This is a genomic window from Alteromonas sp. 5NW40-0090, assembly GCF_057552975.1.
Genome location: NZ_BAAJLT010000011.1, coordinates 67,791 through 80,527, shown reverse-complemented (window position 1 = coordinate 80,527; position 12,737 = coordinate 67,791). Strand labels below are relative to the sequence as shown.

Below are 12,737 nucleotides of genomic sequence, written 5' to 3'. Positions count from 1 at the left end.
AGGCATACTACTCTATTTCAATTCCAAGTGTTTCTATCCACTTAGTGATCACTTGTTGGCTATTTAAGCCTATCATTTTTGCTGCTTTCGTTTTGTTATTACCCGCAGCTTTCATTGCCGCTTTCACATACTTTTTCTTATATTTTTCAACAAGGTTGTTTATATCTACTCGTTGACCAAGTGATAAAGTCACGTCTGACTCATCAGTTGTTGAATTACGAATTATGAGAGCTTTTTGAATATCTACGTCGGTTATTGTTTCTGCGTCTGACCACAGAAAAGCACGATTAATTGTGTTCCATAACTCTCGGATGTTGCCGTGCCAAAGCTGTGACTTGATAAACTTTATTCCCTTTTCAGAAATATTCTTACTTTTATAACCTGGATATTTGTTAGCTGCTTGGTTGAGTTCATCAACTAATTCCAAGACTAATGGCTCAATATCTTCAAGGCGTTCTCTAAGTGGTGGAATATGTAGTAGACCAACTGCTAGGCGATAGAATAAGTCTTCCCTGAATTCACCTTGCTCAACAAGTTCCAGCAAATCCCTATGAGTCGCGGCAATAATCCTTACATCTACTGTTATCGTTTTTTTGTCACCAACTCTGGTAATTTCGCCCTGCTGTAACGCTCGCAACAGCTTTACTTGAACACTCGGCGTTAACTCCCCTACTTCATCAAGAAATAATGTGCCGCCATTAGCTTGTTCAAATAAACCCTCGTGTTTTTCGTTTGCGCCAGTGAAAGCACCTTTAACATGCCCAAACAAAATAGAATCTACTAGAGACTCTGGCAATGCTCCGCAGTTAACAGTTTTGAGTGGCTTGCCAGCTCTAGGACTTGCCGCATGAATAGCATTTGCAATGACTTCTTTACCCGTTCCCGTCTCACCCAACACTAAAGCTGGCAACTCAAGCTCGGTTTCAGCTACTCGCTTAGCTTTTGTGATTAGATTTTGCATTATCTGTGACTGAGCAGTGATGTTGTCGAACTGTTTGTGAGATGAAGGCGCTTTTACAGCTTTATCTGCGATGCTTTTCGCAGCTGATTTAACATAGGTCTCACCAAAATCGACTGGTACATCAACATTTTCGATGGTGTTATCACGTTTAGACTGAATGAAATACGTGTTGTGTTTACCTTTACCGACTAGTACCGATGCTACGCTCATTGCGGGTGTACCGGAGGTAATATTGATATAAAGCTCTTTACTTTCTTCTGATAGCTTTGAAACCCACTTTTCTGTTTCTCTTATTATTGTAGGGTAATCGGTTGGGCCTGCTATATTAGCTTTAAATATTGAAACATTGTCGGATGGACGACCGGACTCTCTGAGTTTCTTTATTAACCACTTCTCATAGGGTTGCCAATCACTTTCCCAATCGTTGGCAAAGATAAATATACGGTCGAATGCTTGGGGATTTTGCAGTGCTATCGTCGAAATAGCAGCATGTTCGTTTAGCTGCATATTCCTGATATCAGTGTTACCTATCCATGTATAAAGTGTATTCACGAGCTTTAGGTTCGTCCATGCGTTCCAACAGATAACTTATCTTACACAAAATAATTTTTTTTACTAATGTCTAAGTCGTCAACCTATTGCCTCTAAAGAAGTTATCTACCAACACCGCCAAGCACCATTACCATGGATAAATAAACAGTACATGTATACAATATGGACTCCGATGATTTTAATCACTTTAAAATGAAACAAAGAAAAATTATTCACGTCGATATGGATGCGTTTTACGTGTCAGTCGAAATCAGGGATAACCCAACACTAATTGATAAACCTGTTGCAGTTGGAGGCAGCCGAACATCTAGAGGAGTTCTTTCTACCTGTAATTATATTGCTAGGCAATTTGGAGTCAGAAGTGCTATGCCAACCAGCATGGCTCTTAAAAAATGCCCTGATCTTGTGTTAGTGCAAGGAAGAATGGAGGTCTATAAAACGGTAAGTGCGGAGATCCGTGAAATTTTTGAGCGTTATACAGACATAATTGAACCCCTCAGTCTTGACGAGGCCTATCTAGATGTTTCTCAAAGTAATTTGTTTGGAGGTTCTGCCACATTAATTGCAAGAGATATATGCCGCACTATTTTTGAAGAATTGGATCTTACAGCCTCAGCAGGTGTTGCTCCGATTAAATTTTTAGCGAAAGTCGCTTCCGATATCAATAAACCTAATGGAATTTACGTCATCGCACCGAACGAAGTAGATCTATTCATTGATAATATGGAGTTAAAAAAAATACCTGGTGTTGGGAAAGTGACAAATGAAAAGCTTAAGGCTGAAAACTTTGTATATGGGCGGGATATTAAAGCATCAAACTTAGAGTATCTGGTTTCTAGGTACGGAAAGCTTGGTCATTTACTTTGGGAAAGGTGCAATGGAGTGGATGATAGGCCCGTAATGACTAGCAGAACAAGGAAGTCTGTAGGGGTTGAGCGAACGTTCCCAGAAGACATTTTTGATATAGTAACGCTAGAAGAAATTTTACTTCAAAAACTGCTACCAGAACTCGAACGAAGAGCCGAGAAGCACCTAGAAAGTAGGTCAATTGGAAAGGTAGGAGTCAAAGTGAAGTTTTCTGATTTTCATCAGACCACTAAAGAATTCGCAACAGACAAACTCGATGGTTCCATCTTATCTGAATTACTTAGAGAAGCCTTTTCTAGGGGGAATGGCAAACGAGTTCGCCTTCTCGGAGTTCAGATTGGTTTATCGCCAAGTAAAAATTATAACGAGCAAATTTCATTTGAATGGTAATCTACTTGATATAAAAACGTGAATACAATTCAAGTGAATTAACCTGTTGTAAACTTCCGTTGTAAGTCTAACGGTAACCTTCCTATCGCCATATCAACTGTCTCTTTTACATGTTTGCGCTTCAAAGTCTGGTTTTCTTTTCGAAGCTGTTGAAGCTCGTCAACAATCCGTTCTTTCTTTTTTATTCTGATACCTGTTCTTGACTGAGGGTCAGTTAAAGAGTCCTGCTTTCTTTCGAAAAGTGAGAACAACGATTCATTTATGATGTCAAAATATTCTCTGATTCCTTTTTTCGCATCACTATCTTTGTCCCTCCCATAAAATATATTATTCGCGCTTTGTTCAATAGCTCTACCTACATCACTTTTCTTAATTGAGTAGACGCTTTTAGGAGTTTTAGGAGAAGCAACCTTGTTATAGTCATCAATAGCAGCTTTTCTCTCAAAATATAATTTATTAATTGTCGCCCAAGCCCTGTATAGATAGTGGGCTTGGTCTTTGGGGAGCCAGCTTGGCTCACTTCTTCCTATTGGCTCTAAAACTTCTTGAGGCTCACCTTGTTGATCAAGACTGTTCAGGAACTCTTCCGATTCTAATTTATCTAGTTCTTCGTTACGCATACATTGCCTGCTCAGCTTTCAGCTTTTTCTCTACACTATTGATTGCCTTTCTTATGACTAACAGAATTTTATCAACTGATTCGTTATTTTCTGAGGATTTAAGTTCATTAATTCGCTTGTAGCTAGAGCGTAATGTAGGCAGATGAGATTGAACCATAAACCCCATAACATCTTCATTTAGGCATTCTTTCACAAACGGCAACACTGTTTGCCATATTCCCCTGAGGTTTCCCTTAGTAATTACAGCATTCGTACAGCTCAAACAAAACACAGGTTTCGCGTTATGAGGTTGAATATCTCCCATTTCTGCACATTTAGCTCGAATCTCTCCACCTTCACGCGGTACACACGTTGCAAAATAGGAAGGATTAAGAGAAATAACACGTCTTTCGATAGATTCCTTCAGAGTTCGAATTGAATTATTTGTAATTGCATTTGTCATAGATACAGCTTTTTTTACATACCGAGCAAACCCTCCGAGATATTCACTGTCCACTTTGTCAGAGTCCGATATGATAGTATCAACCAGAGAATTGAGCACTTTTATTCGTGCCACTTTAACTATACTTTTTGCCTCTTTTTCTCGTAAATAGGCCATAAAAAACGATTCATCAAGATGACAAAACTGGTGACGAATTACTGCACCAATGTCCCCCTGATACCGTGTTAGCACAGCTTCAGCCCATATATGGCGAAATGAGTGTGGGGTTGGATAACGGATATCAGTTAGCAATTCACCAATGATGGTGGTAATCGCAGCTCTGTCGAGAATATTTTCTATGTCATCTTTGTTAGACTTCAGCCACGTTTTGGTATCCTCTGGCATCGATTCATCTATTAACCGCTTATAATCAAAATCCTCTATGTTTCCTGATTTACTGAACTCTACAAGTTTTTCTTTCAGTTCTGTACTTCGGGCGAGCTCAATTTTCGCAGCGTTTGACTTTATTTCTTTACCGGAATTTATAAGATGTTGAACTCTTGAACTGGATAAATCGTAAGACGCTTGTAAAACGCTAAATTTATTTTTTTCATCTAGTGACATTTCCTGGGTGGGAATATTAGATAATCTTTCTAATTCAAGCGCGTCGTTAAAAGGCTTGTAGTTTAGAGCGAAGTGTCCCCAATTACTCTGAATACGGGTTGAGATCGCTCTACCTGATTCATTCGAAGTAGGTTGGTTAAGTGCGCGCCCCCGATTTATGTACAAGCACGGTTGATCTTCGGCGGAATTGAATAACTCGTTTAATTGGGCTGCAACTTGATAGCATTGTGACGTAATTTCGCGGTCTATCTTGCTAGTACCGTTTGTTTTAGGACAATACCATTTCAATTTAAAGCGAAATGGGACATGAGAGTTATCTAGTATGTCCAAATTAGCGTGACCAGAAATTGCCTTTAACGGAAAACCGAACTCAGACTTACGGTAACCAAGCCAAGAGACGACTAGTGAGGTCATTGCATCTCCTACGCGGTCAAACTCTTGGACTAAAGAGGCGTAGCTTCGAGTCTTATTTTTTAACAGTTTTGCAATCCATTTATTTAATGAAGCTATAAACAAGTCACTACTTAGCTTGCCTTTACCTATTACTTCATCCATTTTCGTATAAATATCGTCAACAGTGAGTTTTTTAAGCTGGTCAGTATTGAGTTCAGTTTTGTTTAGTGACCGTAAATAGCCTTCCCATACAGACTTTGGCTTTTTTGCACCACCAAAATCATAATATTTCTGCAACATTAGCACTCGAATTACTTCTATTGCATCGAATCGCATTCCTAATCCCAACTCTAGCACTAAACGATGAATATTCTCCTCATCGAGTGATTCTACCTTATTGAACTGCATCTCATACTGTTCACATAGTGAAAACTTAATACATTGATAGAAATCGTTATAGTTTTGATTACCTTCTAGTATGATGCCCTGCTTCGCTTGTTCAAATGTGCCTAGCATCGTTTCTAATATCACCTCTCGATGTCTAGCTCCCCAGTCTGGAGTCTGCAAATTTCTTATAGTTGATTTACAAATCAGGGTGTAAAAGTAGTCGCGGTGAAAAACTCCTCTCAAGTGGTCAACATAATACTGCCCCATTTCTAATGTTAACGTATTAAAGCTGCCTCCTTGTTTATATTCAGGTAAAGCAAGCCCCAACGCTCCCTCACACGCTATGCCTATTTTTTTTTCTAAAACTTTTTTAGTTAAACCAATTTCTATCAAACCATCAACACCGAGCGAGTGCATTTTGGAACGTATATCTACGAAGTTACAATCCGTAAAACACGCCCTATAAGCAGGAGGAGACAGGCGGTTGTAACATCCCTTTTCGGTCACTTTCTGAGTAAGTACGTTAATATAAAAGTCTTCTGCATTGTTTTTATTTAGCGTTCTCGCTTCGTTAAAATTGAGATAGCCGCCCAATTGCATCAGAATATTGAAAGTAGCTAACGGAGGGTGCGAGTGAGTTTGTCTTGCGCTATTGGCTACGGCTAGCTTAGCGTATTCCTTTAAAGTTAAAGAGTAAGATTGGCCCTCTAGAGTTAGTGTACAAATTTCTCCTAACATTATGTGAGGCAGATCAAAAACGCTAAAATCTAATTTCGTTTTACTACCTTTGGTATTTTTGAATATCAATACCTCATCAAAAATGCTTCCCAAGTCATCACGAAAAGAATCGAAAGAACAAAGCTTTTCATTTTGGTCTTGCCAGAATCTCATCCAAGAGGAGCTTTTATGTCGTTTAAGACTTAAATTACCCATTCTACGCCTACCTTATTTCATATTGAGTGAAATACACTTACACACACTCCTGCATTTCTCATTTTTTTAAAGAGTTCCTGCCCTTCAGATATTGAAGCTTTGCTTAGACTCGATAAAACATGCTCCATCCACTCAACAGTAGGAAGTGCAGACCTGTAGAAATAATCTGGATTTCTGCATAAGATTTTTTTGTAATTATGTTCAAACTCATAAATGAAGTTCATCATCTTGCATACAGTCACAGGACTATCCAAAACGTAAATCGGAGCAAAGGCTTCATTTTCATCAGCTGAATATGACATTACCCCGACTTCATTTATTGCGCCTTTTTTCTGATTTGTGACAACTCGTAAACGAGAAAGTATTTCTTCTTTTTTATATGAGATGGTATCAGTGATGCTCGCGAATTCGTGATTGAAGGATGCTTTTTCTTTCTCCTCGCTCTCTTTGCTTAATCCAGAAAAATCCAGATCAAAAACGTTATTAATTAGATCAATCATGACTGAGCGGGTAATGCGACCAGAAGAATTTATCCACTCTTCATTATCTGGGGTAAGATAACTAGTCTTTTCAGTTTTATTTGTATGAGAGTTAAAATTAATCAAGTAATGTAATGTATAGGGGTCGCTGTATGCATGTACGGCAGAGTTTTTTATTGCCTGTAAACCGAACATAGAAGGCATACATGGGGCATTCGATTCTGCGACCAAAGCCTTTCTTTCAGGTAGTGGTGTGTTTTTTGGTACTCGCACGACATTTTGTACGTGGATGCCATTCTTAATAAGAGCCTTGAGAGCCATGGGCATCAGCATAGGAACCTCACCACTTATGTAATGAGCATGACGCAGTTCTTCATCAATCATAGGCTGGCTGAGTGTGTTGTACAATTCACCAGTTAACGAACTATTTCCTTTAGATAAAGCTATGTTAGTTAACTTTTGTGCTTCAAGTGAAGGGATTATTTGAGCTTCGGTTTGTTCAATGTAGGTAAGCAATGCTTTCCCTTCAAGTTTCTTAGTCGATAAGGAACGTGTGTTATAAAAAGCATCTGCTCTGCCTTTGAAATACTCACACTCAATACTTCTTACCTTTCCTCCAACAACAACAAGTCGAAAATCTTCCCTGCTCAATTTTGATATATCAGACGGCTGTACTGTCAAACACGCCATCAACCAAGCAAACATCATACTCTCCAATTCTGTAACAGGAAGTGAGTCGTTTGAGTTTATTAGTTGATAAAGGATATCAAGAGAGAATAAATTTCCTAGCCCGCTAGGGGTGAAGTTTTGTCTTAATTTGTATGGGCTTAAATCGCCTTGGCGAGTCAGAAACGTTTGTCTTAAAGAATCGTTGCTATACAAAACTAACTTATTCTCTTCTAGATATTGATCTGGAGAATTTGACTGAATTACCAAAGCTACGGCTAACTCTGAATACGTGGATGGATTTTTTTTATTTTTATGCGTCATCAGTAATTGGTAAACGACTTTACCAATAAACTTAGCCCTAGAATGCCTATCCATCTTTTTGAAACTATCAAAGTTGGAACCCGCTGGCAGTATACCGCTCTCTTTCAATAGCGTACGTAAGGCTAGCTTCGCTTTATAGATCTCAAGTATAACAACTGAGGCAACACATTGTAGAGAGCTAATGGAAAGTTTTGGCGAGGCAAAAACATTGTATAGCTCATTCCCAACACCTATGTTTTCATCTCTTAACCAATCTAAAGCACCAAAATAGCTTGCTAAAGACACTTGAGCTTTATTTATATTTGGACTAACTTTCGTTTTTAACAAATCAAGTAGATAGAGTCTTTCGTTTGAAGAAAGAGTGCTGTCAAATTCAATATCTCTAAAAGCTAGCTCAATTAATGCTTTTAATTTGACTAATCCACTTAACCCTCCGTGATTATTTAGCTTATCAAACATATAAGCTTCATATTCTTTCAAAGCTCTGTATCGACTGTTTATGTTGGTTGCATTTAACCACTCAACAAAATGATTCGCTGTTTGACTAACGAGCGGTTTACTCGATGTAGCCGCAGATTCAGAAGTAAATGCAAAGTTATATGCCGCTACTACGACTCTGAAAAGTAGAGCTTTATCTTTATCGTGTTCACTATCCAAAGTAAGAAGCCGTTCTGGACAATCCCGAAGTTTTGGAATCAATAATGAAGTATCACTGAGAGGTCGTCGCATCATTGCGATCGGACGGTCGCGCAGTAACATTTCACTAAGTTCTGACTCAAGAATATCTGAATCCCGTTGTACGCTCTTCTCTAGTTTTTTATCAAAAGACATCAGTCACTTCTCGAAGCAATGTTTCTCTATATCCACAAGAATGTATATAACTTTTAGTTACTTCTATAGCCCCTCGGCCATCAACTTTGTGTCCCAGTCTTCTTGCTGTTTCGATGTAAACACTAGATGTTGTGGTTATCGATTCAATTCGTTTATTTTGACCTTCGCATAGATTGTAAAAAAGATCTGTTCCAAAACTATGACGTAAAGTGTGATAACTCCAGTCAACATCAATTCTTTGCAAGTTGCTATACAGCTCTTTATGTTTGCTTGTCTCTTCTATTAACTCACTCTTAATTTTAAGAAACACATCAGAAGGAAATCCCTTACTAATACATCTGCCATTGCTATCATTATTTGAGTTTGAGACAAGTAAATGGTTGGAATCCGTTTTCGGACGTTCAGTCTTATAGTAGCGATACATTTTCTCAAGTAGTTGCCTTGGAATGTAAAGTGTTCTTGAGCGACCCATTTTGGTGTAAAGCGAGCTCAGATGGTACTCAAATTCATCTTTACTTGGATTGCTTTTCAGCTCTTTAAACAAGCTAAGTAAGCCTTTGTATCTCTTCTTGTTAGCATAGAAATCGTTGAGTAAGAAACCTTGATTTTCTTTGGCTCTACACCCTAAGTCCCCCCCATTTCTTAACACTATTTCATGAAGTAGTGTTTCAGCCTTTCTATAAAATAATTCACGAGTTGACGGTAAAAGATAGTTAATGTGAGAGGAACGTTTTGAATTGTTTCGTGCAATGGGCCTCAGTGATGGTTTTATAAAAATTTCTTTATGTCTGTTATCAAAATAATAGGCCAGAAAATTGTAGTAAGAAGTAAGTGAATCAGCTGCATCGAGGACAACTTGTTCACTTTTATTACACTCATTAATGAGATATTCGTTAACGTACGTGTTGATTAACTCGGGGGGAAAAGCACTGTGAGTGTTAAGAGAAACATGCTCTTCAGAAGTGTAGTTATCAATCCACTCTAAAAACCTTCCGAGGTGATTACAAATCTTGTAGCCAGCATCGTGGCCTATTTCCTTTTCCTCAATGAAATCATTGTATCGACCAGTCACCTCATTTCTTACTTTTTTTCTTATTATTTTTAATCCCAAAATTTCGGTGTAACGAGCAAAAATACAAGGCAGGACTAAGGGGTCATATGAGTTATCTAAGTAAATATGACATTTGTTAATGGTATTATCGTACTCTCTAAACATGCGCTCTTTTTAGTTTCTTCTTAATATAGACAAAGCATAGTAGAAGAATCGAATTACATACAATTTTTCCTTCAAATTAATACCCTAAAGTTTAAAAACAATCCATGTCGACGTGGATAATTTTTCGCATTACCTGCCTTTCTACTCTAGCTTTAAAATAAAACTGTACAAAAAGACAGTATATTATTATTAATCCTGAATTACACTATCTAATCATGGGTTCTAAATAGCATTGATAGCTCGAACAATGGCATTCCAACCAAGTAGAAGTACGAGCGAATTTATAGAAGCGATGGTGATTTCAAGTAAATATAACAACCAAAACGACGTAAACGAGGCTGCTGGCATACTCCCCAAATAAAAAAAGCGCTGTCGATTGACTCAAACAGCGCTTTTAAACCCTAAGCCAACAATGGTTTCAGCATTACAGTATTTGGTTTTGCTTCCACTCGTTTAGCTTTTTCTGGCGGGCTTCTTCTTTTTCCATGCGTGACTTCTTACGGTCACACGGTTCTGGACAGTCACAGGCCTTTTCAATACCTAGTGCACCTAAGCCACCACAGCTTCCAGAAATTGATTTTTTCTGAAAAAGGTAACCTACGGCCATAGCCAGTACCATTGTGAGAAAGAAACCAAAAGCAAGGATGAATGTAGACATTGCTACCCCCTAATTATGAACTGTGACCAGTTTATCAAATTCTGGCGACGCATACTCTTCAAATCCATCTTCTGTGCGACGAATGAGGAATACAGCAAGTTGTTCTTGCTCAGCGACCGCTATCGCTTGTTCCCACCCCATTACGTTAAACGCCGTGGCTAGACCATCTGACGTCATAGATGAAGGGTGTACTACAGTAACCGACACCAAGTTGTGTGAGATAGGTTTGCCCGTCGTGGGGTCGATTAGGTGCGAGTAGCGAACGCCGTCTTCTTCGTAATAGTTACGGTAGTCACCCGATGTAGCAACCGCGTTTTCCCCTATTGAGACAACTTTTTGAACAGCGCGTTCAGTGGTAACTGGCTTTTCAATGGCAATAAGCCATTCACTACCGTCGCCGCGTTCGCCTTTCACACGCATTTCACCACCTATTTCTACAAGGTAGTTTTCAATGTTGTGCTTTTCAAGGATCTCTGCCACTTCATCAACGCCAAAACCTTTAGCAATAGTCGACAAGTCGACATAAAGCATTGGGTGACTTTTCTTTAAACCTGTAGGCGTAGTTGACAGCTTCTTATAACCCACATATTCGCGAATATCGTCGATGTCTGTCTGACTTGGTACTTTTTCAGGGCGTTTAGTTGGGCCAAACCCCCACAAATTAACCAATGGGCCAACGGTAACATCAAGTACACCGCCACTAAGATTAGCCAAGCGCAGCGCTTCATTTACCACGGTTAACGTATCTGGCGACACGGCGAAGTTGTCGGTGTAGCGATATTGATTAAACCTGGATAGCTCCGACGTTGGGTCGTAAGTAGACATCATCTTATTAACGTCAACAAGGCGAGCATCTATTTCAGCCTGTAAGCCTTCTACCGGTGTCTCCACTACGAGGTACTTAACATTGTAAGTTGTGCCCATTGTCTGCCCTTGAAGGTGCACTACAGGCGTTTTTTCGTCGCTACAGCTTGCAAGTACAAGAATACCAATAGCAACAAAAGCGAGAAAAATTCGAATACCGAATCGGATCACGATGTTGTCCTTAGCTAATTTGCACATAATTCACTAATAATGTGCATTAAACGTTGTGCTTCAACAAAAAAGGGGCTTTCGCCCCTTTTAATATGCTTAATAACTTTTAAGCGAGTAGCTCTTAAATTAAACGCCTAGCCACCGAAGTCATCTAGCATGATGTTTTCGTCCTCAACACCTAAATCTTTAAGCATGTTGATTACGGCCGCGTTCATCATAGGTGGTCCACACATGTAGAACTCACAGTCTTCTGGTGCAGGGTGATCTTTCAAGTAGTTCTCTAGAAGTACTTGGTGGATAAACCCAGTGTAACCTTCCCAATTGTCCTCTGGCTGAGGATCAGAAAGTGCTACATGCCACTCGAAGTTATCGTTTTCTGCTGCTAGCTCGTCGAAGTCTTCTGTATAGAACATTTCACGAAGTGAACGTGCACCGTACCAGAAGCTCATCTTACGCTTAGACTTAAGACGACGAAGCTGATCGAAGATGTGTGAACGCATTGGGGCCATACCTGCACCACCACCTACGAATACCATTTCGTTTTCAGTTTCTTTCGCGAAGAATTCACCGAATGGACCAGAGATAGTTGCTTTGTCACCTTCTTTCAGGCTCCAAATGTACGATGACATTTTACCCGCAGGTAGGCTTAAATTATTAGGTGGCGGCGTAGCGATACGCACGTTCAACATAATAATGCCTTCTTCTTCTGGGTAGTTCGCCATTGAGTAAGCACGAATAGTCTCTTCGTCTACTTTAGACTCGATGTCGAAGAAGCCAAAACGCTCCCAGTCACCGCGGTATTCTTCAGGAATATCGAACTCTTTGTACTTAACGTGGTGAGCTGGCGCTTCAATCTGAATATAACCACCTGCACGGAAAGGTACGCTTTCACCGTTAGGAATTTTAAGCTTCAGTTCTTTGATGAAGGTTGCTTTGTTATCGTTAGAGATAACTTCACAATCCCACTTCTTAACACCAAATACCGACTCTTCCAGCTCAATTTCCATGTCTTGCTTAATAGCAACCTGACATGAAAGACGGCAGCCTTCGCGCGCTTCACCTTTGGTGATGTGGTCTAGTTCAGTTGGAAGAATCTCACCACCACCTGAGTGTACATCTACACGACACTGGCCACATGAGCCACCGCCACCACAAGCAGACGATACGAAGTAACCTGCGTCAGCTAGTGCACCAAGAAGTTTGCCACCCGGTGCAGTTTTGATTGCCTTGTCTGGGTCACCATTGATAGTGATAGTTACATCACCACTTGGTACCAATTTAGACTTGGCAAACATAATGATAAATACTAGCGCCAATACGATGGCAATAAACATGCCGACGCCAAGAAATATTTCTACGTTATTCATTTATATGCTCCCG

At 39.6% G+C, this 12,737-nt stretch carries 9 protein-coding genes; 1 reads left to right on the top strand and 8 read right to left on the bottom strand.

What is annotated here, in order from left to right:
• Window positions 1–7 precede the first annotated feature (7 nt).
• On the bottom strand, window positions 8–1,513 hold the full coding sequence (locus tag AC27KT_RS14550; RefSeq protein WP_487131098.1) for a sigma-54 interaction domain-containing protein: 1,506 nt from the start codon (window positions 1,511–1,513) through the stop codon (window positions 8–10).
• A gap of 162 nt (window positions 1,514–1,675) precedes the next feature.
• On the opposite strand from AC27KT_RS14550, the gene dinB reads away from it, so the two are divergent.
• Window positions 1,676–2,770: a DNA polymerase IV gene (dinB, locus tag AC27KT_RS14545; protein WP_487131096.1), complete on the top strand. Its 1,095-nt coding sequence runs from the start codon at window positions 1,676–1,678 to the stop codon at window positions 2,768–2,770.
• 38 nt (window positions 2,771–2,808) lie between these two features.
• Here dinB and AC27KT_RS14540 read toward each other — a convergent pair whose 3' ends face one another.
• The 7 genes from AC27KT_RS14540 to nqrF form a co-directional block, all read right to left on the bottom strand.
• The gene (locus AC27KT_RS14540) at window positions 2,809–3,390 is read right to left on the bottom strand and encodes a hypothetical protein (protein WP_487131094.1); all 582 of its coding nucleotides are present in this window, start codon (window positions 3,388–3,390) and stop codon (window positions 2,809–2,811) included.
• Window positions 3,383–6,148 carry a hypothetical protein gene (locus tag AC27KT_RS14535; RefSeq protein WP_487131092.1) on the bottom strand — a complete coding sequence of 922 codons (2,766 nt, stop codon included), beginning with the start codon at window positions 6,146–6,148 and terminating at the stop codon, window positions 3,383–3,385. Before AC27KT_RS14535 ends, AC27KT_RS14540 begins: the two co-directional genes overlap by 8 nt.
• Before the next feature lie 17 nt (window positions 6,149–6,165).
• Complete coding sequence (locus AC27KT_RS14530; protein WP_487131090.1) at window positions 6,166–8,448, bottom strand: hypothetical protein; 2,283 nt, start codon at window positions 8,446–8,448, stop codon at window positions 6,166–6,168.
• The gene (locus AC27KT_RS14525; protein ID WP_487131088.1) at window positions 8,438–9,664 is read right to left on the bottom strand and encodes a site-specific integrase; all 1,227 of its coding nucleotides are present in this window, start codon (window positions 9,662–9,664) and stop codon (window positions 8,438–8,440) included. Before AC27KT_RS14525 ends, AC27KT_RS14530 begins: the two co-directional genes overlap by 11 nt.
• Window positions 9,665–10,088: 424 nt before the next feature.
• Window positions 10,089–10,322, bottom strand: coding sequence for a (Na+)-NQR maturation NqrM (gene nqrM, locus AC27KT_RS14520; protein WP_014950791.1), 234 nt, complete (start codon window positions 10,320–10,322; stop codon window positions 10,089–10,091).
• Window positions 10,323–10,331: 9 nt separating this feature from the next.
• Window positions 10,332–11,357, bottom strand: coding sequence for an FAD:protein FMN transferase (locus AC27KT_RS14515; protein ID WP_487131086.1), 1,026 nt, complete (start codon window positions 11,355–11,357; stop codon window positions 10,332–10,334).
• Window positions 11,358–11,491: 134 nt separating this feature from the next.
• Window positions 11,492–12,724 carry an NADH:ubiquinone reductase (Na(+)-transporting) subunit F gene (nqrF, locus tag AC27KT_RS14510; RefSeq protein WP_014950793.1) on the bottom strand — a complete coding sequence of 411 codons (1,233 nt, stop codon included), beginning with the start codon at window positions 12,722–12,724 and terminating at the stop codon, window positions 11,492–11,494.
• Window positions 12,725–12,737: the final 13 nt, after the last annotated feature.

What these genes read in the sequence shown, in the direction of transcription:
- nqrM (WP_014950791.1), bottom strand. Translation starts at nt 10,322, where the DNA reads ATGTCTACATTCATCCTTGCTTTTGGTTTCTTTCTCACAATGGTACTG.
- nqrF (WP_014950793.1), bottom strand. Translation starts at nt 12,724, where the DNA reads ATGAATAACGTAGAAATATTTCTTGGCGTCGGCATGTTTATTGCCATC.
- AC27KT_RS14535 (WP_487131092.1), bottom strand. Translation starts at nt 6,148, where the DNA reads ATGGGTAATTTAAGTCTTAAACGACATAAAAGCTCCTCTTGGATGAGA.
- AC27KT_RS14530 (WP_487131090.1), bottom strand. Translation starts at nt 8,448, where the DNA reads ATGTCTTTTGATAAAAAACTAGAGAAGAGCGTACAACGGGATTCAGAT.
- AC27KT_RS14540 (WP_487131094.1), bottom strand. Translation starts at nt 3,390, where the DNA reads ATGCGTAACGAAGAACTAGATAAATTAGAATCGGAAGAGTTCCTGAAC.
- dinB (WP_487131096.1), top strand. Translation starts at nt 1,676, where the DNA reads ATGGACTCCGATGATTTTAATCACTTTAAAATGAAACAAAGAAAAATT.
- AC27KT_RS14525 (WP_487131088.1), bottom strand. Translation starts at nt 9,664, where the DNA reads ATGTTTAGAGAGTACGATAATACCATTAACAAATGTCATATTTACTTA.